The following is a 22,705-nucleotide window of genomic DNA, read 5'->3' as shown; positions in this document are numbered from 1 at the left end:
CCGCCGGGCACCTCGGGGAAGCGACGCCCGGCCGCGCCGACCGCCGCCGCCGCCGCGCTCGCCTCGGCCTCGGTGCGCTGGCGGGCCAGCACCGCGGCGATGGACTCGTTCTTCGCGCTGGTCTCCTGGGTCACGGGGGTTCCCTCCGTCGTGGGACCGGGAGACGACCACCGAAATAACTATTTGTTTCGGCAGTCGCCCAAGGATCTGCTCGGGAACGGGGCCACGCGAGCACCCGTCAGGTTCACTATCGTATAGCCAACGTATCGATGGACGCCTAGACTCGGTGACGGCCCGCCCCTCGACGCCCGTCCACCCGGAAGATGGAGGTCGACAGTCATGACCGACACGGCACAGCCCCTCGCCGGCCCGGCGACCGGGCTCTCCCCCGAGCACGACGACCCGCGCTACGGGGGTGTCCTGCGGCTGGTCGGCCCCGGGGGCGTGGACCACATCGACACCGCCAGCGCCTACTACGCCACCTCCGCGCAGATCCTGCGCGCGCTGGCGCGCCACCTCTTCGCGTACCCGGCCACCGACGACCTGTCCTCCCCCGAGCTGTCGTTCACCCCGATGCCGGACCTGGCGGCCGAGACGCCGACGCTGGACAACGGCGGGCTCAGCGCCGACCGCCGCACCGTGACCGTCCGGCTGCGGCCGGGGGTGCTGTGGGACTCCACCCCACCGCGCGAGGTGACCGCCCACGACGTGGTGCGCGCGTTCAAGCGGCTGCCGAACCCGGTGGCGGGCGCCGGCGCGCTGCCCTACTTCACCAGCACCATCGTCGGGTACGGCGAATACTGCGCGGCCTACCGCGCGGCGTTCGCCGACGCCGAGATCACCGCGGCTGCCCTGGCCGACTTCCAGAACAGCCACGACATCGCGGGCCTGCGCGCCGTCGACGACCACACGCTGGAGTTCCGGCTCGTCCGGCCGGCCAACGACTTCCTGAACATCCTCGCCACCGGGTTCACCGCGCCGGCGCCGGTGGAGTACGACGCGTACCTGCCGGACAGCATGGAGTTCCGCCGCAACACCCGCTCCTGCGCGCCGTACCGGCTGACCCACTACGCGGACCGGGGCATGGAGATCCGGATGGAACGCAACCCGGTCTGGCGCAAGGAGACCGACCCGATCCGCAACCAGTACGTCGACGCCATCCACATCACCGTCGCCTCCGACGTGCCGGTGCCCGAGATGGAGCGCCGGATGGACGCCGGTGAGGTGGACCTCGCCTGGTCGTACACCGCCGTGTCCTGGGACCGCCCGAAGCCCGGGCAGGACGCCGCGCCGCGCACCTACCCTGGCTTCGCGCTCNCCCGAAGGTCCGCCAGGCCATCGCGTACGCCGTCGACAAGGTCGCCATCGGCGAGATCCTGGACGCGCTGGACGCGCCGAACGAGCCGCTGGGGTCGGTGATCCCGCGCGGCAGCGTCGGGCACCGGGAGGACTTCGACCCGTACGCCACGCCGGGCCACCGGGGCGACCGGGCGCGGGCCCGCGAGCTGCTCATCGAGGCGGGGTACGGCGACGGGCTGACACTGATCGCCGCGGTCCGCCAGATCGGCATCCACCGCAAGGTGATGGACTCGGTGGCGGCGAACCTGGCCGAGATCGGCATCGACCTTCAGTGGCGCTTCTTCAGCCAGGCGGAATACTACGGATCCGCGCTCTCCGACCCGGAGGCCGGCCGACGCGGCGACTGGGACATCGCCGAGCCGGGCTTCACCCCGGACTGGTTCGGCAACAACGGCCGGGTGATCGTGCAGCCGCTGTTCCAGACCAACGACGTGCCGGGCACCACGAACTACGGCGGTTATCACAACCCGGAGGTCGACGCCCTGATTGAGCGCGCCCTGGAGGAGCCGGACGAGCGGCGGGCCGAGGAGCTGTGGCACGACATCGACGCCCGCATCATGCAGGACCTGCCGGTGGTGCCGATCCTGTCGTTCGCCGCGATGACCTCCCGCTACTACGGCAGGCGGGTGCGCAACGCGGTGCACGTGCCGCAGATCGAGTTCTTCGACATCACCAACCTGTGGCTGGCGCCGGTGGAGTGAGCCTCCCGGCCCGGCCCTACGTGCCCTTGCGGAGGATCCGGGTGACGACCTCACCGTCGTCGGGGGTGAAGCACCCGTCGACCGGATGCCCCAGGGCGGCCGCCAGCGCGGACGCCTGGAGATCGACCGTGGCCTCGACGAGCTGCGCCAGATTCTCCATCGACGTCCGGCCACGCCACCAGCCCAGCGCCCAGGCGCCGACGCCCACCACCGCCGCCGGCCACCACCGCAGGCCGAGGAGCAGGTAGAGGCTGCCCCAACCGGCCAGCCGGCCGGCGGCGGTGAACTCGGCCTGCGCCCGGGCGAGTGCGCCGCGGACCTCTTCCGCGACGGTCAGCCAGAGCCGGGGCCAGGCGGAGGCGAGATCCAGGTCGTAGGCGGTCCGGATCCGCTCGTCCACCGCGTGCATCCGGTCCCCCATCCAGGTGGGCAGCCGCGGCTCGACCAGCGCGATCCGGTCGCGGGCGGTGGCCAGCGCCACCGTGTCCGGCAGCTCCGGCGGCGGATCGGCGGGGCGCACGCCGAGCAGCAGGCGTGCCTTCACGCGCAGCGCCTCCTCGTACCGGTCGACCGCACGCCGCCACCGGTGTCGGCGTCGACGGACGAGGAGTCGCCCCAGCGGGCCCCAGGTGGTGGTCCACCCGAGGACCACCACCCGGCCCAGCCCTTGTGCCAGCGCGGCGGCGGCCACCGCGCCGGCCACCACCGCGACGGCGAGGAGCGCGACCGCGCCGTTGCCCCGTCCGGTGGCCCACGCGCCGAGCTGGTCCACGGCGGCGGCCAGGTCACCGACGTCCGACCACCGGCCGTGCCCGAGCCGGCCGGCCACCGCCACCGCGCCGACGAACAGCACCCCGGGCAGCAGGAGAGCCTGCAACCACCGTTCGGCGAGCCTGCCCCCCAGCGAGGTGATGAACGCGGTCATCGGTCCGTCCGGAACCGCCGGAGCGGACGCGCCCAGACGGCGCACGGCGGCGCGGCCGGGCGGCCGGGACGTGCGATCTCCACCCGGTCGCACAGGTCGCCCGGGCAGACGTACACCTCTTCGAGGGGCCGGCCGTGGCCGATGACGGGCAGCCCGGTGAAGTCGCCCCCGAGCACCTCGGCGCCACGCGCGGTGTCGAGCACGGCGGTCACCCCGTGCCGGCGCAGGAACTCCACCAGCGCGTTTAGCGCCTCGCGGACCTCCTCCTCGGTGACGTCGTCGGCGCGTAGCCGGGTGCGGACCCGCTCCGCCTCCGGGTCGGTGAGGTCGACGAGATCGGCGACGTCGGCCATGTCCGCGCAGACGCGGGCCACGTCCGCGGCGGTGGTGCCGCTGACCCGGCGGCCCGGTGGCCGCTGTGTGTGACTCATCCGCATCCGCTCCCGTCCCGCCGCCGATGGGTCGACAGCCCGAGGGTAGTGCGCGTGGCCGACGGCTGCGACGATCGACGGAGGTGAGTCACGCTATCGACGGGGAATCGCATGGCATCTGACCACGACCTGGTCGGCGCGCGTCTGTGGGAGGGCATCCGCCTGGTCCAGGCGTACCAGGTCGACCGTGATCTTCGCCGGCTGGATCGTGCCGAGGAGCTGCTGCGCTGGGTGCTGCGGCAGGCTTCCCACGCCGCCAAGCCGGGCATCGCGCAGAATCTCTCGATCGTCGCCGTGCTGCGGTGGGAACGCGATCCGCAGCGACGCCACCTGGACGAGGCGGTCGCCCTGCTGCGGTTCGCCCTCGACGGCGCCGCCGGCGAGCCGGGCCTGGCCACGCTCTGCCGCTACCAACTCGCCACCGCCCTGCGGCGGTACGCCGGCCCGGACGAGCTGGACGAGGCGATCGACCTGTTCCGCCGCCTCGTACGGCCCGTCGTCGGCGGGCCGCCCGACCTCGAGCACCTCGTCGGCGCCGCGGAGGCGCTCCAGGCCCGGTACCGGTCCGCCGGCCGGCCGACCGACCTGGCCGAGGCCGTCGAGCTGTACGGGCGGGTGCTCGCCGCGGCGTCGCCGGTCGATCCACGTCGACGCGGCTGGCTGCGCACCTGGGGCAACGACCTGGCGATCCGGTGGGGGTCCGAGGGCTCCGAGGCGCTGCTCGACGAGATGGTGGAGGTCTGGCGGGCGATGCTGCACCGGCACCCCGACGGGATGCCGGACCACGCCCACTGCCAGTACGGCCTGGGTGAGGTCCTGCTCCGGCGGTACCGGCTCGGCCACGATCCGGTGGACCTGGAGGAGGCCGTGGTCCTGCTCCACCAGGCCGCCCGCGCCACCGCGCCGGACGACGACGACGCCGCGCCGATCGCCGTGGTGCTGTCCGAGGCGCTCATGGCCCGGGCCGGCGTCACCGGCGACACCGCGAACCTCGATGCCGCGTCCGCCGTGTTGGCGGCCACCGACGCGGTCGACGACACCGCGCACCCCCATCACGTCGCCGTGCTGCTTCAGCTCATCGGGGTGCGGCTGGCCGCGTACCGGATCGGTGGCGCCGTCGCGGCGCTGGACCAGGCGATCGGGTACGGCCGGCGGGCGCTCGCGGCGGCCGGTGACGGTGGCTCGCTGAACGTGACCGCCGCCCGNGAGGTCGGCGGCGAACCCGCCGACCTGGACAAGGCGATCGACGTGCTGCGACCGGTGCTGGCCGGGCCCGCCGACGGCAACCACACGTCCGCGGTGGTCCAGCTCGCCGCCTGCCTGCTCACCCGGGCCCAGACCACCCGGCACACCGCCGACTGCGAGTACGCGGTCGCGCTTCTCCGCGCCGAGCTGGCCCGGCTGGCGCGGCACGGCGGACCGGACCACCACCGGCGGTCGGCCCTGCGCCAACTCGGTGCGGCCCTGATGCAGCTCTACCGCCGTCGGCCCGAGCCGGCGATCCTGACCGAGGCCGCCGACGCCTACCTGGCCATCCCCGAGGGCATCGACGAGCGGCATCCGGACGCGATCGCGGCCGTGGTCGACGCGGCCGACCTGGCCCAGGTCGTCCATCAGGAGACCGGTGACGTGGTCTCGCTGGACTTCGCGGTCGGCCTCTTCCGTCGCGTGCTCGCCCTCGCCGGACCGGCCGACCCGCAGCGCCACGTCCTCGTCGACAAGCTCGGCTACGCACTGCGCAAGCGCTACGACGCCGGTGGCGATCCCGCCGACCTGCGCGAGTGCGTCGAGGTGATGCGGGAGGCGGTCAGCCTGTTCCCGGCCCGGCATCCGGGTCAGATGGAGTCCAGGTTCTCGCTCGTGCAGGCGCTGCGCGCCGAGCACCTGCGTACCGGCGAGCCGGGCACGTTGCGCGAGGCGGAGCGGGTGGCCACGGTCGCCACCGAGGTCCGGGCGGCACCGGTGTCCCGGCGCGTCGAGGCGTGGGCCATGCTCGGCCACGTCCGCGCCTCACTCGGTCGGTGGGCGGAGGCCACCGAGGCGCTGGCCACGGCGGTGGCGCTGCTGCCGCGGCTCGCCTCCCGTGACCGCCTCCGCGTCGACCAGCACCACGACCTGGCCGGAACCGCCGGGCTCGCCGGTGCGGCCGCGGCGATCGCGCTCACCGCCGGGCAGCCGGAACGCGCCCTCGAACTCCTGGAGCAGGGGCGCGGGGTGCTGTTGAGCCGCCGGCTCACCGCCCGGGACGGCCTGGCGGCGCTGTGGCTCGCCGATCCGGAACTGGCCCGGGAGTACGTGCGGCTGCGCCGCGAGATGGACGCCCCGGAGCCGGGCGGACCGGGGGCCGAGCCCAGCGCGTACCCGGGGAGCCGGGACCGGGAGGCGGAGTGGGCGGCGCTGCTGCGACGCGTCCGGGCGCTGCCCGGCCTGGCGGGCTTCCTGCGTCCGGCCACCGCGTCCGAGTTGCTGGCCGGCGTCGGCGGTGAGCCCGTGGTGGTGATCTCGCCGAGCCTCTACCGCTGCGACGCGCTCGTCCTGCGCCACGGCCGCCTGGCGGTCCTGCCGCTGCCGGAGCTGACCATGGAGGCCGCCACCGCCGCCGTCGACCGGCTGCGCGCGGCGACCGCCCGCGCCCACGACGCCGGTGTGCGGGCCCGCGACCGGCTGGCGGCGCAGCAGACCGTACGGGAGATCCTCGACTGGCTGTGGCGGGTCGCGGTGCGGCCGGTCCTCGACCACCTGGGGTTCCCGGTCGTCGCCGACGGCGCCCGACCCCGGCTGTGGTGGTGCGCCACCGGCCCGATGGCGTTCTTCCCACTGCACGCCGCCGAGCCCGTGGCGGGCCGGGACGGCGCGTTGGACCGGGTGGTGTCCTCCTACACCCCGACGGTCGAGGCGCTTCGTCGGCTGCGTTCGGCCCACTCCGACGGCCCGGGCGACACCCGCACCTACGTGGTGGCGATGCCCGAGACGCCCGGCGGGTTCGCGGCGTTGCCGGCCGCGCCCCGGGAGGCGGAGGCGGTCGCCGCCACCCGGACCGACGTCGAGGTCGACACCGGTCCGACGGCGACCCGCGAGCGGATGCTCCGCGGCCTGGCCGCGGCCACCCACGTCCACCTCGCCTGCCACGCGCTCGGCGACCCGCACGACCCCTCGATGGGCCGGCTGCTCAACCACGACCACGCCGAGCATCCGCTGACCGTCGGCGACATCGCCGACCTCGGACTGACGGACAGCCACCTCGCGTTCCTGGCCGCCTGTTCCACCGCCCGGTCCACCCCGGCCCTCGCCGACGAGGCGGTGCACATCACCGGCGCGTTCCAGATCGCCGGCTTCCGGCATGTGATCGGCACGCTGTGGGAGACCGACGACGCCGCCTCGCTGGAGATCGCCCGGCGCTTCTACGCGGCGCCGGCGGACCGGCCCGAGGCGTACGCGTTGCACACGGCGGCGCGGGCGCTGCGGGACCGGTACCGGCGCACGCCGACGCTGTGGGCCACGCACGTCCATCTGGGTCCGTGAGGCGCGGGTGCCGTCACCGTCCGCCGCTGATCGCCGCGACCAGCGCCCGTGCCTGCTGGCTCTGCGGGTGCCCCGGCCCGAGTGCCCGGTCGCAGGCGGCCACGCACTCGCGGGCCTCCTGCCGGGCCCGGTCGATCCGTCCGGCGGCGACGAGCAGTTCCACCAGGCCGAGCCGGGCCGCGAGGGTCAGCGGATGCTCCGGGCCGTGCGTCCGGGCGAAGTCGGGTACGGCCGCGTCCAGCGTCCGTACCGCCTCCCGGGTCCGCCCGTTGCGGCTCAGCGCGTTCGCCAGCCCGTGCCGGGCGTGCAGGGTCGCCGGGTCGCGCGGACCGAGCGCCTGCTCGGCGTCCGCCACCACCGCCGAGACGGTACGCAGCGCGTCGCCCACGCGATCGAGGCTCATCAGCAGCGTGGCGTGGTTGCTGCGGGCCTGGAGGGTGACCCGGGCCCGGGGGCCCTCGGCGCGGCGCAGACCGGCCACCACCTCGCCGCAGAGCCGCTCGGCCTCGTCCAGGTCGCCCAGCGAGTACACCGCGCTCATCAGGCTCATCTTGCTCTGCAGGGTGCGTGAGGCGGCGGGTCCCTCCGTGCGCACCAGGCCCTCGGTGACCGCGCGGTGCGTCCGTTCGGCCTCCCGCAGCCGGCCGAGCCGGTGCCACATCTCGCCCAGGTTGGTGCCGCTGGCGAGCGTGTCGGGATGGTCCGGGCCGAGGGCCCTGCGCCGCCGCTCGTAGACGTCCTGCTGCACCTTCGCCGCCTCCGCGTCCTGGCCCAGCGTCTGCAGCGCGAACCCGAGGCTGTGCTGGGTGGCGAGGGTGTCGGGGTGGTTCGGCCCGATCGACGCCCGCTGCGCGGCGAGGACCGACCGGTACGCCGTGACGGCCTCCGCCGCGCTGCCCTCCTTCATCAGCGCCCGGGCGTGGGTGAGGCCGGCGGCGATCGTGCGGGGGTCGGTGTCGCCGTACCGCTCGGCGGTGTGGTCCCGTTGCAGCCCGGAGGCCATCGCCGGGCCGAGCGTGATCTCGATGATGGGATGGCCGTCCGGTGCCGTCCGGGAGGTGACCGTGAACGGCTCGTCGCGGTCGTCGCCGGTCGGCGCCGGTTGCTGGTCCTCGGTCCGGCCGGAGGACCACAGCCGCTTCCAGAACCCACTCATTGGCGTACCCTCCGACAGCCGGGGTCTCGACGCGCTTCAATCTTCGCAGCCGGACGCGAACCCGGCTAGCCTGGTTTCGGGAACGACCTTGGGGGCAACGGTGGGCGACCTCGACGAGGCGGCGTCGATCTTCACGGGGGTGCGGCCGCGCCTGTTCGGGATCGCGTACCGGATGCTCGGCAGCGCCAGTGAGGCGGAGGACCTGGTGCAGGAGGTCTGGCTGCGCTGGCAGGCGACCGACCGCGGCGTGGTGGCCCGCCCCGGTGCGTTCCTGGCCACGGCGACCATCCGGTTGGCCATCAACGAGTTGCAGTCGGCGCGGGCCCGCCGGGAGACGTACGTCGGACCGTGGCTGCCGGAGCCGGTCGACACGAGCGCCGACCCGTGCCTGGGTGCGGAGCGCGGGGAGGCGCTGGAAGTCGCGGTGCTGATGCTGATGGAGAAGCTGACGCCGCAGGAGCGGGCGGCGTACGTGTTGCGCGAGGCGTTCGACTACCCGTACGCCCGGATCGCCGAGATCCTTGAGGCCACCGAGCCGGCGGTGCGCCAACTGGTCAGTCGCGCGCGTCGGCACGTCCGCGGTGGGCGGAGGCGACCGGTGCCGCAGGATGCGCAGCGACGGTTGCTGGTGGCCTTCCTGGACGCGGCCCGCGGCGGTGACCTCGATGCCCTGGAGCGGCTGTTCACGGCGGACGCGACGAGCATCTCCGACGGCAACGGCGCGCGGCGGGTCGCCCGCCGGGCGATCGTCGGGGGCAGCCGGGTGGCGGCGTTCGTCGCCACGGTCTCGACCTGGTTCTGGGCCGGCGTGGAGGTGGAGCTGGTCGTCACGAACGGGCGGACCGGCGCCGTCCTGCGCCGGGACGGTCGCCCGCACGGCGTGATCACGGTCGACGCCTCGCCGGCCGGGATCGAGCAGGTGCTGTGGATGTTGAACCCCGCCAAGCTCGGCGCCCTCGCCGCTGCCGGCCGGCACCCCGTCGAGGTGCCGGCCGGCGGCGGCGACGGTCAGCGGGTCAGCCACTCCCGGTAGGTGGTCGTGGCGAGGACCGCGCCCGGCGGAGCGATCAGCACGTCGCCGGGGACCGCGCCGAACAGGCCGGCGGTGGGGTCGACGACGACGGTGCGGGGGTCGCCCTTCGCGGCCAGCGCGACCCGGCCCAGTTCGTCGAGCCGGAACACCTCCGGGCCGGCCACGTTCCGCACGCCCCGCAGCGGGGTGCCCACGGCGACCTCGGCCACCGCCTTCGCCACGTCGGCCGAGGCCATCGGCTGCACCGGCGTGCCGGGCAGCCGCACCGTGTCGCCGTCGGAGGTCCAGGACAGAACCGCGTCGACGAACTCGTAGAACTGGGTGGCCCGGACGATCGAGTACGGCACCCCGCCGGCCTCCAGCAGCTTCTCCTGAAGCGTCTTGGCGCGGTAGTAGGCGAGGTCCGGCACCCGGTCGACGCCGACGATGGACAGGACCACGGCGTGGCCGACGTGCTCCCGCGCGGCGGCGGCGAGCAGATTGTCCATGGTGGTTTGGAAGAAGTCGGTCGACGCCTCGTCGAAGGTGGGCGAGTTCGTCAGGTTCAGCACGACGTCGGCGCCCTTGAGCCCGGCGTCGAGGCCGTCGCCGGTGAGCAGGTCCACCCCGTTGGACGGGGAGAGCGGCACCGCCTCGTGCCCTCGGGCCTGAAGGATCCGGACGACCTGCGACCCGATGAGCCCGGTGCCGCCCAGTACGGCGATCTTCATGTGTCTCACACCCTCTGTCTCGGTCCGTGGCCGGGTCGGTGGTCCGGCCACACCACACAGGACCGGGCAGCCCCGCCGGTTGTGACGGATCGGGTGCCGTCTCCTCGGAAGCTCAGTCCGCGTCCCCGGCGCGGGCCGCCGGCGGCGTCGCCATCCGGTGGTTGCGTCCGGGCACCTGGAAGTGGTGGAAGGTGACCGTGGCGCTGACGTCCAACGCCTGCACCCAGTGCCACCACCCGACCGGGATCAGCAGCATCTGCCCCGGTTCGAGGATCGTCTCCAGCACCGTCGCCTCGGCGTACCGGGGATGCCGGTCGAGGTCCGGCCGGGCCGCGTCGACGGCGCTGAACGTCCCGCCGCGCGGGTAGACCAGGTGCCGTTGGTACGACGGCACCAGCCGTACGTGCTTGCGGCCGAGCACCTGGCAGAGCAGCACCGTGCTGTTGTCTACATGCAGCGGGGTCACCGTCCCGGCGGGACCCAGCAGCAGGTGCCCGGCGGCGGTGGGGTCGACCAGGTGCGCCGGCGGCCGGACGTCCTCGGCGAGGGGGCGCAGCGGCCCGTTCCAGTTCTCGTTGCGGGGGACCATGTAGTAGTCGTTGGTCCGCTCACCGGAGCCGAGCAGCGCCAGGTACTCCCGGAACGGCATGCGGGTGCGGTGCCGGTCGTACTGCCAGGCGTGGTCCGGGTTCGCCTCGCGGCCGGTCATCACCTCGACCACGGCGTCCGGGCACCGTCGCGCCATCCGCTCCAGCGTCCAGTCCCGCGCCGGCCAGTCGGCCATCAGTCCGTCGAGCACGACCGGCCGGTTGCCGTAGTAGTAGCGGCCGAAGAACTCCTCCGCCGTGATGTCGGCGCGCCGGTCCAGGTCCCGGCCCCCGTCGTCGTCGCGGAGGACCCGGTACGTGTCGAGCACCGACTCCATCCAGTCGTAGCGCAGCGCGAGACGCCGGCAGACGGTGAAGTACGGGTGCGTCGCCAGCGTCGCCAGCTCGGCGTCGACGGCGGTGGCGTCCGCACCCGCGGCGACGGCCGCCGCGCGGGCCTGCTCGACGGCGACCCCCATCGCCACGTTCTCGGCGAGCCATTCCCGCCAGGCGGGGAGCAGGCCCGGCGCGGCGGCCACGGTCACCGGGTCGCCCCCACGACCAGTCGCAGCGCCCGCTGCGGCGCGGTCGGGGCGTCCGTGGGGGCGCTGGTCGGCGGCGGGGTGAGCCGGGGCGCCCGGGTGTACTCGGAGCAGTTGACGTAGGAACCCTTGACGTGGGCCGGGATGTGGTCCGGCGAGGTGTCGGTCATGCCGGGCAGTCAACCGGCGTGGTGTCCCGGCCCGCCAGGGGCGGCGGTCCCGGCCGGCCCGGGANCCCCCGCCGGTCCGGGACATCCACCCCTGGCCGGCGGGACGCCCCCGCGCGCAGGCTGCGCTGCGCGTCCGCCGGCCCGGTGGACGCGCAGTGATCCGAGAGGAAACCCAGTGGGTGTGATGTCATGGGCTCCCCGCCGCCGTGGACGGTTCCGAGCGCTGGTCGCCGCCGTCGTGACCGCGGTGGTGGTGGTGTCCCCGATGCCGGCCGTGGCGGCCGGGACGGTGAACTACGAGGAGACGAAGTTCCACGACGGGGTGTTCGCCGCGTACCTGCGGGCGCACAACGGGGGCGTCGCGGGGCTGAAGAACCTGGTGCTCACCGCCGAACTGCTGGACTGGCGTGGCCGCAACCCCGGCGCGTCCCGGGACGAGGTGGTGCGTCATCTGGTCACCACGCGGCAGGCGGTCAACGCGGCCGGGGTCTCCGACACGACGGCCCGCACCAACTACGCGACGCTGATCAAGTTCATCGACGCGGTCTCCGGCGTACCGGGCGTCTCCATCGGCGCGCCGATGGTCAAGGGGCTGCTGGACGCCACCATCGGCGGCACGATCACCGCGTCGGCGGAGATCGAGGACGCGGTGACCAGCGCGTACCAGAACTACCGGTGGATGGACGCGCTCTACGCCCAGCAGGAACGCGCGTGGGGTCAGCTCACCCGGGCGGCGGGGCAGGACGCGGACCTGGCGGCGGCCTGGGACGGTGAGATCGGCGCGCAGCTCAACGTGCGCGCCACCGCGACCACCGAGCAACTGCTCGCCGACCCGCTGCTCGCCTCCTACGTCAACACCGAGGCGATCCTGGAGCACCTGGGCAACCAGCAGGCGTACCTCACGGCGCTGCGCACCGAGCTGCGCGGGGCGTTGGGCAAGGTCGCCGAGCAGAACGCGGAGATCATCGACAAGCTGGCCGCCGCCAACCTGAAGTATCCGGTCGGCCCCGGTCCGAAGCCGACGCCGCAGGACTACACCGCCGCGCTGGGCGAGGCCGCCAACCGGCAGGCGGCGATCGACGCCGCCGACTCCGCGGTGACGATCCTGGCCACCCTCGCCGGGTTCGCCGACGCCAGGGCCGGCAAGGAGGTGATGGCGGTCGGCAAGGCCGCGATCGGCATCGCCACCGCGATCAACAAGTACCTGCCCACGGTGGCCGGGCTCAGTCTCAGCGACGCGATCGGGTCGCTGAGCACGGTGGTGCTCACCGGCAACGTGCTCGGCGCCGTGATGACCCTGCTGCCGCTGTTCACCGGTGGCGCACCGAGCGAGCACGAGCTGGTGATGCAGGAGATCGGCAAGCTGCGCGAGCAGGTCGGCGAGCTGCGTAACGAGATGCACGAGCGGTTCGACCGGGTCGAGGCGATGCTCTCGGCGATCTACGACGACGTCATGTCGGTCCTCACCCGGATCCGGGACGACCTGGCCGGGGTCATCCGCGACATCGACGCGATCAAGCGCCAGATCAACGGCCTGGAGACCCGCGTCGACCAGCTCAGCCTCTCCATGCAGGAGGCGCTGAAGAAGAGCGCGCTCGGCGACACCGAATTCACCATCAACACCTACGTCGGATACAAGGCGCGCACCGGGCGTCCCCTCTCCGTGCCGCAGTACGACGAGGCGGAGGGGCGGCTGTTCACCACGGCCACCTCGACCGCCGCCGGCGCGCCCTTCGTCCTCACCCCGGCCGAGTGGTCGCAGGGGGGCGTCGACCCGGTGCGGGTGCTCGACGAGAAGAGCCCCTACGGCGCCATCGACTACCTGTCCTACCTGGCCCGCAGGTGGGACCCGGGGTACCCGGCCACCACGAAGGTCCCGCACGCGGGCGTCTGGACCATGTCGACGCGGTCCTTCACCGCCCTGGCGCTGGAGAACCCGACGCTGGTCGGGGACATGACCGGCGAGAACTCGTTCGCCGCCCGGATGGGTCGCTCCGGCCAGGTCATCCTGGACGCGAGCAGCCGGTTCAGCCGGCCCACCGCGGACGGGCACCGCAACGCGTTGTTCACCGGGCTCGTGGACGACTACCGGGACGCGGTCAACGCGCACTCCGCCGAGCTGCGCAAGCTGCGCGACGAGGCCACCGGCGGCGGCTACAACCCGTGGTACGGGCCGGACCAGGCACCCCCGACGCGGCTGACCAACACCCGCTCGTACTGGGGCCCGGACAACGAGCGCACCTACAACGCGGACGGCAAGATGTCCAGCTGCGATCCGGGGCATCAGCTGCCCCGGGTGCGCATCCCGGCCAACGTGAACCTCGGTGACCTGCCGAACGCGTTTGAGTTGCTCGCCCACGGCACGAGCCGGCAGTTCCAGCCGCACTTCCAGATCTGCTACGACGCGGAGCTGGTCAACCACACGACCACCACCGAGCCGCGCGCCGAGATCACCAGGGCCGACCTCCAGTTGACCGTGCACGCGCAGATGAGCGTCAACCAGGGCGGCTTCTGGATGGACGTGCGAACCTGGCGCAACACCAAGAGCGCCGGCATCGTCTGCTCGTGGAGCACCCGGAGCAACCCGCCCACCGGGTACTGCTACGACGAGGTCTACTACATGACCTACAACGACGAGTCGGTGCACCTGCCGGCGTTCGAGAAGGGGGCACGGTACGCCGACAACACCGAGCGGCTGACCATCGCCCGCCGGCTGGGTGACCGGATGCTGTGGGGCAAGCAGAAGCGCTACTACCAGTTGGTCAACCAGGCGTTCGACGATCCGGTCTCGTCCCTGCGCAAGGCCGGGAAGAAGGTCACCGAGTCGTTCCGGCTGCTCCAGGCGTACACGAAGCTCGGTTTCCCGGTGGCGGTGGACTCCGACGCCTCGCTCAGCGGCTACCTGTTCGGCGGCAACCTGCTGCCGAGCGACTACCGCCACCCGGGTGCGCCGGTCGGGCAGGAACTGCCGGACACGAACATCAGCCGGGCGTACGCCATCGCCGAGGCCGACTACGCGCCCTGCACCCAGCCGGTTCCCGGCGACCCGTGCCCGGAGTCCATCTCGGAGATCGACCCGCGGGTCGGGCAGGCGCCCATCTTCGGCCCGTCGTGCTCCGGCGCGGACAGCCCGAACTCGCCCAACGAGTACCTCGGCAACTGCATCCACGCGGTGGCCATCGGGCGGGCCGGCGAGCTGGGCGCGCTCTACGAGACGTACTCGCAGCGCCTCGCCGCGAACGTCTACCGGGAGCGGCTGCCGGAGGTCGCCACCGTGGTCGACCAGTTGAAGGTCACCGGCACNGGCCGGTCGCTCCGACCGGCCCGCCACCCGGCTCACACCGAACCGGTGGTCCGCCGACGCCGCCGGGCTGACACAGTGGACCTGACATGCCGAACGCACCCGAGACCCGGCGGTGGGCCGCGTGGGCCGTCCTCGCCGCCACCGCCCTGCTCACCGTCGGCGCGGTCGTCGCCTGGGCGGTGGCCACGCCCCCGTACACCGCCACCCAGCTCTACTCCCTCGCCGACCTGCTCGACGGCGTCGTCTACGGCGCCGTGTCGTGGCTGATCCTGAGCCGGCAGCGCACCGGCAGCCGGCTGCCCGGCCGGATCGCCGCCGCGGCGGCGCTGGGCAGCGCGGTCGCCGCGTGCGCCGCCCAGTGGCAGCTCGCCGTCGGCGGACCCCCGCTGCTGGCCGCGCTGCACACCTGGGCCTGGGTGCCCGGTCTCTACGCGCTGGTCGTGGTGATGCCCTGGCTGCTCCCGGACCGGCCGCCCACCCGGCTCGACCGGGTCGCCGTCGCGGCCGGCCTCGGCTACGTGGCGGTGACCGTGGTCGTGCTCGCCACCGCCGCGCCGCCGCTGGGGGTGCTGCCACTGCCGCCCGAGCTGCGCGAGGTCCGCACCGCGCTGGTGCGCCCGTTGGTCCCCGTCCTGACGTACGCCCTGGTCGGCCTCGGCCTGCTGGCCAGCGCCGGGGTGGCGTGGCGGTGGCGGCGCGGCCCGGCCCGGCAACGCCACGGCCTGGGCTGGGCGACGGCCGGCAGCACGTTGCTCACCCTGGCCTTCCTGTCCACGCTCCTGCCGCCGACCGCGGTGCCGGCGACCGTGCCGGCGCTGCTGATGCTCGCCTCCCAGGCGTTCTTCCCCGCCGCGGTGGCCGTGGTGGTGCTGCGGCAGCGACTGTGGGGCCTGCGGCTGGCCGTGCGGCGCACCCTGGTCTGGTATCTCATGACCGCCGTGGTGGTGGCCGCCTACTGCGCGGCGGTGACCGTGCTCAACCGGCTGCTGCCGCAGTCACTGCCGCTGCCGCAGATCGTGGTGACCGGNCGCCCTCCCAGCCGATGCGCGAGCTGGTGCAGCGGCGGGTGGACCGGCTGGTCCACGGCGAGGCCCCGGAACCCCTGCTGCACCAGGTGGCGCACAGCGTCGGCAGCGCCACCGACATCGGCGCGACGATCGCCGCCGCGCTGCGCCTGGCCGAGGTGCGGATCACCGGGGACGGGCCGCAGCCGCCGCCGCACGAGGCCGGGCCACCGGTCACCGTGCCGCTGGTCAGCGGCGACCGGCTGGTGGGGCACCTGCACGCCTGGCCCCGCCCCGGCGAGCTGCTCGGCACCCGGGCCCGGGAGTCGCTCGCCGTCCTCGCCCCGGTGGTCGCGGCGGTGGTGGACCTCGCCGGCACCAACCGGGACCTGGCCCGGTCGCGGCAACGACTGGCGGAGGTACGCGACGAGGAGCGCCGCTCCCTGCGCCGGGACCTGCACGACGGCCTCGGGCCGGCGCTGAGCGGCGTCGGGCTCGGGCTCGCCGCCACCCGGAACCTGCTGCGCCGCGACCCGGACCGGGCCGAGGACCTGCTGGACCGGCTGACCGACGAGTTGACCGCACGCGCGACGCAGGTGCGGGAGCTGGCGCACGGCCTGCTGCCCCCGGCCCTCGCCGACGGCGGTCTCGGCCCCGCCCTGGAGCTGCTGCGGGACCAGTACGCGCGGGCCGGCCTGCGGATCGTGGTGCACGGACCGACCGGCCTGGACCCGCTGCCCGAACCGGTCGCCACCGCCGCGTACGGGGTCACGGCCGAGGCGGTGCGCAACGTGCACCGGCACGCCGGGGTGGACAGTTGCACGGTGTCGCTGGACCGGCGGCCCGACCTGCTCCGGGTCACCGTCACCGACCAGGGCCGGGGCGTGCCGGCCGGACCCACCAGCCACGGCGTCGGCCTGCACGCGATGCGGGAACGGGCGCAGGCCGTCGGCGCGAGCCTGACCGTCGGGTCGGCGGGCGTCCGTGGCACCACCGTCTGCCTCACCATCCCCCTGGAGCGACCGTGACCGACACCCCGATCCGCGTCGTCGTGGTGGACGACCATCCGGTCTTCCGGCTCGGCATGAGCGCGCTGCTCGACACACTGGGCGGCATCGAGTGCGTCGGCGAGGCCGCCGACGCGGCCGGGATCCTGCCGCTCGTCGCCCGGGTGCGCCCCGACGTGGTGCTGATGGACCTCCACCTCGGCGACGGCTCCGGGATCGAGGCCACCCGGCTGCTGCGCCGCGACCATCCGGAGGTCCGGGTCCTGGTGGTGACCATGCTCAACGACGACTCCTCGCTGGTCGCCTCGATCCGCGCCGGCGCCCGGGGGTACGTGCTCAAGGGCGCCTCGGCCGCGGACGTGGAACGCGGCATCCGGGGCGTGGCCGGTGGCGACCTGGTGCTCGGCGCCCCGCTCGCCGACCGGGCGGGCGCCCTGCTCGGCGCCCGGTCCGACGGGCCGTTCCCGCAGCTCACCGAGCGGGAACGGGAGGTGCTGGACCTGCTCGCCCGGGGCCTGGCCAACCCGCTGATCGCGCACCGGCTCGGGCTGAGCGCCAAGACCGTCCGGAACAACGTGTCCGCGGTCCTGGTCAAGCTCCAGCTCGGCAGCCGCGCCGAGGCCATCGCGCTGGCCCGCGACCACGGGCTGGGCGCGCCCGCCGCCGCTCCACACCCGGGTCACTGATCCGCCGGCGGCCCGGGGCCGGCTCGCGCTGCGGCGGCGACCCGGCCGACGTACGCTGCCGCGGGTGACGGCACCGGCTCGCATCCTGGTCTACGGCGTGTACGGCGCCGGCAAGTCCACCCTGGCGGCCCGGCTGGCCGAGCGGCTCGGCCTGCCGTGGTGCCCGGTCGACGACCTGCTGTGGCAGCCCGGCTGGGTGGAGGTGCCGGTCGCCGAGCAGCGCAGCCGGATCGAGGCGGTCTGCCGACGCGACCGGTGGATCCTCGACGGGGCGTACCACGGGTGGCGGGACGTCGTGCTGGCCCGCGCCGACCTGGTCGTCGGGCTGGACTATCCGCGCGCGCTCTCCTTCTGGCGGCTGCTGCGGCGCACCGCCCACCGTCTGGTCAGCGGCGAGGTGATCTGCAACGGCAACCGGGAGTCGCTGCGCAGCGTGCTGTCGGGCGACTCGATCCTGGTGTGGCACGTCACCGCGTTCGGCCGGGCCCGCCGGCGGATGCGCGCCTGGCGGGACGACCCCGCCGGCCCGCCGGTGCTGCTGTTCGACTCCCCGGCGGACCTGGACCGCTGGCTGGCCGCCGTACCGGCCGCGACCAACCCGGATCCCCAAGCCTGAATCCCTATTTACCTAGTAGGCATTGTCGGTTATCGTTGAGGCCGTGATCAGCCAAATCGCCCCTCTCGACGGCACCGCGGTCGCGGTGTCGCGGGGATGCTGTCGTGGCTGGACCACCGCGCGCGGCCGCTGCCGCTGAACGCGCACCCCTGACACCCTCCTGTCGCCACGCCACGGGCTCGACGGCGAGCCTCGGCGTGCCCGCAGACCGCCCCACGGTCACCGGCCGGGACGGGCACCGGTGCCACGCCGTCCCCGGTCCATCCACGACGCAATGGCGTGTGACCGCCGCCTCCCACTGAACCACGAAGGAGAAGTCATGCCCGACCACCGGTCCTCCGGGCGCACCGACGTCCGCCGCGACGCCGACCGCGCCGTCCGCCTCACCCGCCGGGCGCTGGGCCGCCGCGGGATCGCCACGGTCGCCGCCGCCGCGCTGGCGGCCGGGCTGCCGATCGCCACACCGGCGTCCGCCGCGCCGGTGGACACCACGCTGGAGTGGTACGACGCGACCGCCGCCGCCGTCGCCACCGGCACCCGTCCCCAGGTCTCCAACAGTCGCGCCTGGGCGATCAGCTGGCTCGCCGCGGCCCGCGCCGTGCGGACGGCACCCGCGTCCGCACCGGGGCGCTACCGGGACGCGGCGCTCGCCACCGCCGTGCACACCGCGCTCAGCGCGCTGATCCCGGACCACGCGCCGACGCTCGACGTGGCGCTGCGGACCACGCTCGACCGGATCCCGGACGGCCCGGCCAAGGAGCGCGGGGTGGCTGCCGGGCGTCGTGAGGCGCATTCGGTGCTCGCCCGCAGGGCCGGGGACGGGCTCGACCCCGCCGACGTCAACCCGCCCTACCCCACTCCGGACCCGGCGCCGGGCGTCTGGCAGCCCACCCCACCGGCCTTCGCCCCCGCCCAGCAGGCCGGCACCCGGTTCGCCACGCCATTCCTGCTGGACCGGGCGGACCGGTACCGGCCGGGGCCGCCGCCCGCGCCGACGTCGGCACGCTACCGCGCGGACCTCGCCGAGGTGCGCGCGTACGGTCGGGCCGACAGCACGGTACGCACCGCGCGGCAGACCGACACGGCGACGTTCTGGCTCGGCTCGTCGCTGACCCTCTACACCGGGATCCTGCGCGCCGCGCTGAGCCAGTCCGACCGGCCGACCGCCGGGCGGGTCACCCTGGTGGCCCTCTTCCACGTCGCCCTCGTCGACACCCAGATCGCCACCTCCGACGCCAAGTACACCTACCTGCGCTGGCGGCCGGTCACCGCGATCCGGGCCGACGGGGACCCCGGATGGACGCCACTGCACGACACCCCCGCGCACCCGGACTACCCCAGCGGCCACAACACCTACGCCGGTGCCGCCGAAGGGGTGCTGACCGCCCTGGCCGGGGCACGCGCCCGGACCCCGTACACCATCGGCAGCCCCAGCCAGCCCGGCGTCACCCGCACCTACACCGACTGGCGACGCCCCAGGGAGGAGAACGTCGACGCCCGCGTGTGGTCCGGCATCCACACCCGGACGGCGGACGAGGTCGGCGTCCGGCTCGGCCGTGACGTGGCCGCGCACACCCTCCGCAACGCGGCCCGACTGTTCACCTGACCAGGGCCGCCACCCAGCAGGAAGGTCGTCTCCGATGGGCCTCGAACTCCTCTGGTACATCCCGAACCAGGTCCAGCCCGGTCATCGGGGAGACGACGTCGTCACCGACCACAACAGCCTGCCCGCGCTCACCGGTCACGCCCGGGCCCTGGAGGAGCACGGATGGGACGGGGCGCTGATCGGGACCGGCTGGGGGCGACCCGACACCTTCACCGTCGCCGCCGCACTGACCGCCCGGACCACGACGTTCCAGCCACTGATCGCGATCCGGCCCGGCTACTGGCGGCCCGCCAACTTCGCCGCCGCCGCCGCCACGCTCGACCACCTCAGCGAGGGCCGGGTCATGGTCAACGTGGTGTCGGGCCGGGACGACCTGGCGGCGTACGGCGACAGCGAGACCGACCAGGGCCACCGCTACGCCCGCACCAGGGAGTTCCTCCGGATCGTGCGCCGGCTGTGGACCGAGGAGAACGTCACCTACCGGGGGGAGCACTTCCGGGTCTCCGATGCCACGGTGGCGCTCCGGCCGGTCGTGCGCGGCGAACGCCGGCATCCCCGGCTCTACTTCGGCGGCGCCTCCCCCGCCGCCGAGGAGGTGGCCGCCACCGAGGCCGACGTGCAGCTCTTCTGGGGCGAGCCGCTCGACGGCGTGGCCGAGCGGATCGCACGACTGCGGCGGCTCGGCGAAAAGCTCGGACGCGAGCACGCTCCGCTGGAGTTCGGGCTGCGGGTGACCACTCTGGTCCGGGACACCGCCGAGCAGGCGTGGGCGGACGCCGAGGCCAAGGTCGCGGACATGGCCGCGGGCCGGGGCGGGGCGCCACGGGACCGGAACTGGGAGGCCGCCGTCGGTCAGCGGCGCCTGCTCGACCTGGCCGCCCGGGGTGACGTGCTCGACGACAACCTCTACACCGCGCCCGGCCGGTTCGGCGGCGGCGGAGCGGGCACCACCTGGCTGGTCGGCTCCGCCGAGGAGGTGGCGCGGTCGCTGCGCAGGTACGAGGCGCTCGGCATCACCCACTTCGTCCTCTCCGACACGCCCTACCTCCGCGAGATCAGGCGCCAGGGTGAGCGTCTGCTGCCCTTGCTGCGCCGGTGAGGGACACGACTCAGGCCGGTTCGACCAGGGGCGCAACCGCCGGGGCCGGCTCCAGGGCGGCCAGGCGGGCCGGTCGCACCACCAGCAGCAGCACCGCCAGCGCCGCCACCATCCCGCCGGCCACCACCAACGCCATCCCCACCGCGCCGGTGCCGAGCACACCGACCAGTGGCGCGGCCACCGCGCCCACGCCGAACTGCACGGCGCCGAGCAGGGCGGACGCGGTGCCGGCCGCCTCGCCGTGCCGGGACAGGGCCAGCGCCGGGGCGTTCGGCATCGCCAGGCCCGCCGCCGCCAGCACCGCCCACAACGACACCAGCAGGGCGGGCAGCCCACCGATGCCGGTCGCGGCGAGGGCGAGCAGCACCAGTCCCGCCAGGGTGCCCACGCCCAGCGAGACGACGAGGATCCGCTGCGGCGGGAAGCGACGCAGCAGGCGCACGTTGTACTGGGTCGCCCCGATCAGCCCCACCGCGCCCGCCCCGAAGGCCAACGCGAACTGCTGCTCGTTCAGCCCGTACCCGTCCTGCAGGACGAACGACGAGCCGGCCACGTACGCGAACAGCGCCGCCATGGCCAGGCCGGCGACCACGACCAGGCCGACGAAGACGCGGTCGCGCAGCAGCGCGCCGTACAGGCCGACGGTGGCCACCACGCCGCCACGACGGCGGCGCTCGCGCGGAAGCGTCTCCGGCAGGCCGACGGTGGCGACCGCGACGAGCAGGACGCCGAAGATGGCCAGGGTGACGAAGACGCCGCGCCAGTCCGTCCAGCGCAGCACGCCGCCGCCGAGGGTCGGGGCGAGGATCGGCGCCGCGCCCATCACCAGCAGCAGCCGGGAGAGCAGGGTGGCGAACGCCGCACCGCTGAACAGGTCACGGACCACGGCCATGGCGACCACCGTGGTGGCGGCGACGCCGAGGCCCTGCACCACCCGCAGGGCACCGAGGACGACGATGTTGGGCGCGACGACGCAGAGCACCGACGCCACGACGTGCAGCGCGAGGCCGGCGATCAGCGGGCGGCGGCGTCCCACCGCGTCCGACAGCGGCCCGATCAGCAACTGGCCGAGGGCGAGCCCGGCGAGCGTGCCGGTGAGGGTGAGCTGCACCGCCGCCGAGGTGGTCGCGAACTCCGCGACGAGCGCGGGCAGCGCGGGCAGGTACATGTCGATGGTCAGTGGACCCACCGCGATCAGCGACCCGAGGACCAGGACGAGCTGGAACCGCCGTCGGCGGCTCATCAGGTCACCCGGCGTCGGCACGGCCTTCGGCAGCGAGGAGGTTGCGGCAGTCACACCTGGCTTCAAATGTCGGGCCGCCGGTCTGATTCCCATCTCGCCGAGAGGTAACACGGGTCACAGGGCGTCCCACGAAATTGCCCACAGTGCGGACACCTGATCGACACGGTGAGCAACATCATAGAGCATCTATTTCATGAACATCCGGTTCGCCGGCGCCCGCCGCACCGCCGGGGACAGCCGTACCCCCGACGACACGGACGCCGACCAGACCTCGCCCGACCGGACACCGGACGGGTGGCGGCGGTTCCGCCCCCGTACCGAATGGGTCGTGGCGGTCCTCGCCGGCGTGCTGCTGGCGGCGGTGATGACCTGGCCGACGCTGCGGCACCCGGCGAGCACGATCCCCGGCGACCTCGGCGACCCGACGTTGCAGGCGTGGCAGGTCGCCTGGGGGGGCCACGGGCTGCTCAGCGACCCCGGGAGCCTCTGGGACTCGAACACGTTCTACCCGGAGAAGTACACGTACGCCTACAGCGACACCCTGCTCGGGTACGCCCCGGTCGGGATGCTCGGCTCCGGCTTCGAGGCCGCCCTGATCCGGTACAACCTGCTCTACGTGCTGCTGCACGCGCTGGCGTTCGTCGGCGCGTACGCGTTGACCCGGCAACTCGGCGCGAACCGGTGGGGCGGGGCGGTCGCCGGCATCGCGTGGGCGTTCGCGCCGTGGCGGCTGGCGCACTCCGGCCACCTGAACATCCTGTCCAGCGGCGGGATCGCGTTGGCCCTGGCGATGCTGGCCCGCGGGCACGGCTGGTCGCTGCGCCACGGATATCGGCCGGATCGGCGACGGCCCGGCTGGGCGCTGGCCGGCTGGCTCGTCGCCGCCTGGCAGGTGACTCTCGGCTTCGGCATCGGGCTGCCGCTGGTCTACTTCCTGCTGGCTGCCGCGCTGGTGGCGGCGGGCGGCTACGGCTGGTCCTGGTGGCGGCGGCGGGAACGCCCGC

16 protein-coding genes and 1 pseudogene are annotated in these 22,705 nt (G+C 74.3%); 10 read left to right on the top strand and 7 right to left on the bottom strand.

Translation table 11 applies throughout. The annotated features are described in order from the left end of the window. The first annotated feature begins 339 nt into the window (after positions 1 to 339). Both B1205_RS32615 and B1205_RS32610 read left to right on the top strand, forming a co-directional pair. Positions 340 to 1,419 carry an ABC transporter substrate-binding protein gene (locus B1205_RS32615; protein WP_254910274.1) on the top strand — a complete coding sequence of 360 codons (1,080 nt, stop codon included), beginning with the start codon at positions 340 to 342 and terminating at the stop codon, positions 1,417 to 1,419. Further along, positions 1,338 to 2,060 (top strand): ABC transporter substrate-binding protein, encoded by a 723-nt coding sequence (locus B1205_RS32610; RefSeq protein ID WP_369597320.1) that lies wholly within the window; start codon positions 1,338 to 1,340, stop codon positions 2,058 to 2,060. The genes B1205_RS32615 and B1205_RS32610 overlap by 82 nt, the downstream gene beginning before the upstream one ends. 16 nt (positions 2,061 to 2,076) lie before the next feature. Here B1205_RS32610 and B1205_RS28230 read toward each other — a convergent pair whose 3' ends face one another. After that, complete coding sequence (locus B1205_RS28230) at positions 2,077 to 2,985, bottom strand: hypothetical protein (protein WP_089158370.1); 909 nt, start codon at positions 2,983 to 2,985, stop codon at positions 2,077 to 2,079. Continuing rightward, positions 2,982 to 3,416 carry a hypothetical protein gene (locus B1205_RS28225; protein ID WP_140158160.1) on the bottom strand — a complete coding sequence of 145 codons (435 nt, stop codon included), beginning with the start codon at positions 3,414 to 3,416 and terminating at the stop codon, positions 2,982 to 2,984. Before B1205_RS28225 ends, B1205_RS28230 begins: the two co-directional genes overlap by 4 nt. A 111-nt stretch (positions 3,417 to 3,527) precedes the next feature. Between B1205_RS28225 and B1205_RS28220 the strand changes: the two genes are divergently transcribed. Next, a complete protein-coding gene (locus B1205_RS28220; RefSeq protein WP_089158368.1) occupies positions 3,528 to 6,938 on the top strand; it encodes a CHAT domain-containing protein in 3,411 nt (1,136 codons plus the stop codon). A gap of 13 nt (positions 6,939 to 6,951) precedes the next feature. On the opposite strand, the gene B1205_RS28215 is transcribed toward B1205_RS28220, so the two are convergent. Then, entirely contained in the window at positions 6,952 to 8,094 is a 1,143-nt protein-coding gene (locus B1205_RS28215; RefSeq protein WP_089158367.1) for a tetratricopeptide repeat protein, read from the bottom strand. 100 nt (positions 8,095 to 8,194) lie between these two features. On the opposite strand from B1205_RS28215, the gene B1205_RS28210 reads away from it, so the two are divergent. Next, positions 8,195 to 9,127: an RNA polymerase sigma-70 factor gene (locus B1205_RS28210; RefSeq protein ID WP_254910273.1), complete on the top strand. Its 933-nt coding sequence runs from the start codon at positions 8,195 to 8,197 to the stop codon at positions 9,125 to 9,127. Here B1205_RS28210 and B1205_RS28205 read toward each other — a convergent pair. The 3 genes from B1205_RS28205 to B1205_RS30165 all read right to left on the bottom strand — a co-directional run bounded on the left by B1205_RS28205 (position 9,103) and on the right by B1205_RS30165 (position 11,136). Then, positions 9,103 to 9,837: an SDR family oxidoreductase gene (locus B1205_RS28205; RefSeq protein ID WP_089158366.1), complete on the bottom strand. Its 735-nt coding sequence runs from the start codon at positions 9,835 to 9,837 to the stop codon at positions 9,103 to 9,105. The genes B1205_RS28210 and B1205_RS28205 overlap by 25 nt on opposite strands. A 112-nt stretch (positions 9,838 to 9,949) precedes the next feature. Continuing rightward, positions 9,950 to 10,969: a cupin-like domain-containing protein gene (locus B1205_RS28200; RefSeq protein WP_217809896.1), complete on the bottom strand. Its 1,020-nt coding sequence runs from the start codon at positions 10,967 to 10,969 to the stop codon at positions 9,950 to 9,952. Further along, complete coding sequence (locus tag B1205_RS30165; RefSeq protein WP_176308843.1) at positions 10,966 to 11,136, bottom strand: hypothetical protein; 171 nt, start codon at positions 11,134 to 11,136, stop codon at positions 10,966 to 10,968. Before B1205_RS30165 ends, B1205_RS28200 begins: the two co-directional genes overlap by 4 nt. Before the next feature lie 4,667 nt (positions 11,137 to 15,803). Here B1205_RS30165 and B1205_RS28190 point away from each other — a divergent pair. From B1205_RS28190 to B1205_RS28170, 5 genes are all read left to right on the top strand, one after another. Continuing rightward, positions 15,804 to 16,472: a sensor histidine kinase gene (locus tag B1205_RS28190; protein WP_176308842.1), complete on the top strand. Its 669-nt coding sequence runs from the start codon at positions 15,804 to 15,806 to the stop codon at positions 16,470 to 16,472. After that, positions 16,469 to 17,137 carry a response regulator gene (locus tag B1205_RS28185; RefSeq protein WP_254910272.1) on the top strand — a complete coding sequence of 223 codons (669 nt, stop codon included), beginning with the start codon at positions 16,469 to 16,471 and terminating at the stop codon, positions 17,135 to 17,137. Before B1205_RS28190 ends, B1205_RS28185 begins: the two co-directional genes overlap by 4 nt. 64 nt (positions 17,138 to 17,201) lie before the next feature. Beyond that, complete coding sequence (locus B1205_RS28180; RefSeq protein WP_089158363.1) at positions 17,202 to 17,753, top strand: adenylate kinase; 552 nt, start codon at positions 17,202 to 17,204, stop codon at positions 17,751 to 17,753. Between the two features lie 319 nt (positions 17,754 to 18,072). Continuing rightward, positions 18,073 to 19,359 (top strand): vanadium-dependent haloperoxidase, encoded by a 1,287-nt coding sequence (locus B1205_RS28175; protein ID WP_089158362.1) that lies wholly within the window; start codon positions 18,073 to 18,075, stop codon positions 19,357 to 19,359. A gap of 34 nt (positions 19,360 to 19,393) precedes the next feature. After that, positions 19,394 to 20,458 carry an LLM class flavin-dependent oxidoreductase gene (locus B1205_RS28170; protein WP_089158361.1) on the top strand — a complete coding sequence of 355 codons (1,065 nt, stop codon included), beginning with the start codon at positions 19,394 to 19,396 and terminating at the stop codon, positions 20,456 to 20,458. A gap of 10 nt (positions 20,459 to 20,468) precedes the next feature. On the opposite strand, the gene B1205_RS28165 is transcribed toward B1205_RS28170, so the two are convergent. Further along, positions 20,469 to 21,755 (bottom strand): multidrug effflux MFS transporter, encoded by a 1,287-nt coding sequence (locus B1205_RS28165; RefSeq protein WP_369597319.1) that lies wholly within the window; start codon positions 21,753 to 21,755, stop codon positions 20,469 to 20,471. 139 nt (positions 21,756 to 21,894) lie between these two features. On the opposite strand from B1205_RS28165, the pseudogene B1205_RS28160 reads away from it, so the two are divergent. Then, positions 21,895 to 22,705: pseudogene (locus B1205_RS28160) on the top strand (hypothetical protein); the annotation flags it as partial.

This window comes from Micromonospora sp. NBS 11-29, assembly GCF_002140155.1.
In the GTDB taxonomy this organism is placed as follows: Bacteria; Actinomycetota; Actinomycetes; order Mycobacteriales; family Micromonosporaceae; genus Micromonospora.
The sequence above is the reverse complement of the archived record's forward strand: the minus strand, read 5'-3'. Positions and strand labels throughout refer to the sequence as shown.

What these genes read in the sequence shown, in the direction of transcription:
- B1205_RS28230 (WP_089158370.1), bottom strand. Translation starts at nt 2,985, where the DNA reads ATGACCGCGTTCATCACCTCGCTGGGGGGCAGGCTCGCCGAACGGTGG.
- B1205_RS28175 (WP_089158362.1), top strand. Translation starts at nt 18,073, where the DNA reads ATGCCCGACCACCGGTCCTCCGGGCGCACCGACGTCCGCCGCGACGCC.
- B1205_RS28205 (WP_089158366.1), bottom strand. Translation starts at nt 9,837, where the DNA reads ATGAAGATCGCCGTACTGGGCGGCACCGGGCTCATCGGGTCGCAGGTC.
- B1205_RS30165 (WP_176308843.1), bottom strand. Translation starts at nt 11,136, where the DNA reads ATGACCGACACCTCGCCGGACCACATCCCGGCCCACGTCAAGGGTTCC.
- B1205_RS28225 (WP_140158160.1), bottom strand. Translation starts at nt 3,416, where the DNA reads ATGAGTCACACACAGCGGCCACCGGGCCGCCGGGTCAGCGGCACCACC.
- B1205_RS28170 (WP_089158361.1), top strand. Translation starts at nt 19,394, where the DNA reads ATGGGCCTCGAACTCCTCTGGTACATCCCGAACCAGGTCCAGCCCGGT.
- B1205_RS28215 (WP_089158367.1), bottom strand. Translation starts at nt 8,094, where the DNA reads ATGAGTGGGTTCTGGAAGCGGCTGTGGTCCTCCGGCCGGACCGAGGAC.